Annotated in this window: 1 protein-coding gene and 1 pseudogene; both read left to right on the plus strand. The window is 39.5% G+C overall.

Features of this window, described 5'->3' with window-relative positions; all coding sequences use genetic code 11:
- A pseudogene (locus R7O13_RS24190) lies at positions 1–391 on the plus strand (hypothetical protein); the annotation flags it as partial.
- Positions 372–1,232, plus strand: coding sequence for a DUF3644 domain-containing protein (locus R7O13_RS24195; protein ID WP_318304845.1), 861 nt, complete (start codon positions 372–374; stop codon positions 1,230–1,232). The pseudogene R7O13_RS24190 and the gene R7O13_RS24195, both read left to right, overlap by 20 nt.
- Positions 1,233–1,317: the final 85 nt, after the last annotated feature.

Below are 1,317 nucleotides of genomic sequence, written 5' to 3' on the forward strand. Positions count from 1 at the left end.
ATACGATCAAGTAGATTTAGCTTATGAGTTTCTGTCCATGAAAGAAACCGAGGGTGAGTCTTTTACAATTGATGAATTAGCCAAAGCGACTGGTTGGAAAAAGCAAACTTGTGGTACATACCCTTCAAAGCGCTGGCACCAATATGTTCAAAAAGATGGTTCACACTACCTTACTACAGGTATTAAGTTCCTCAGTAAAGAAGAGTTCAGGGCTGTACATAGCCAAAAGTTGCAACAAATCGCAGACCAGTCTACGAAAGGTATGTTATTGCATAAAGCAAGAGAGTTTGCATTACTTGCGGTATCTACATACAACAACCCATATAAAAACCTATGGTTACATCGTAAATATTGTTATTGCTTATACGGCGTTGTTTCATGCAATTTTTGAAAAGAAAGGCACAAATTATTTCCATCTAAAAGATGGAAAACCCGTTATCATTGACGGTGAAGAGAAGGCGTGGGAACTAATAGAGTGCTGCAATCAGTATTGGAAAGGCGCTGAACGACCAGAAAAGTACAACCTTCAGTTCTTGATTGGGTTAAGAAACAAAATAGAACACCGTAGCTTACCAGCTATAGATCTTGCAGTTGCTGGTGAATGCCAAGCAGCACTAATTAACTTCGAGAACTTGTTGGCAGAAGAATTCGGTGACTCCCATGCACTATGCACAAACCTTGCTATCGCTATGCAGTTAAGTCGTATATCTGAACAAGCCCAAATTGATGCGATGAAGCAACTGCAAAAAGAAAACTATCAAGTTGTACGCCATTATATGGAAACTTATCGTGCTGACTTAGAAGATAGCATTGTTGAAAGTCAGCAGTACCGCATTCGAGCTATGTTAGTTCCGAAACTCGGCAACCATGCAAAATCATCTGATATCGCAGTAGAATTCATTAATGTAAACAAGCTAACTGAAGAAGAGTTGCAAAACTACGAACAGGGTGTTGCTTTCATCAAAGGTATTGAAAACCCGTACAAGTTAAAACCATCAAAAGTTATGGCTCTTGTGCGTGAGGAGATACCGTCTTTTAATATGTTGCTTCATACAAAATGCTGGAAGCACTTTGAAGCTCGCCCTCGGGATAATGTGCCAGCGTATAAGGGTGAGTACGCTTCATTTATTGAAGGGTTCGATGGTTACTTATATACAAAGCAATGGGTTAAGTTTTTGACAACAGAGCTGAAAAAACCAGAGGTGTTGGCAAAGGTGAAAAAAGCCAATTAACAAAGCGTTCAAGACGGATTCACAACGCTTGGCATTTTTAGTTTGAATCAGCTTAAGTGTTTACGGCACAATGTTTTAGGTTAGT

It is taken from the genome of Vibrio sp. Y176, assembly GCF_033438945.1.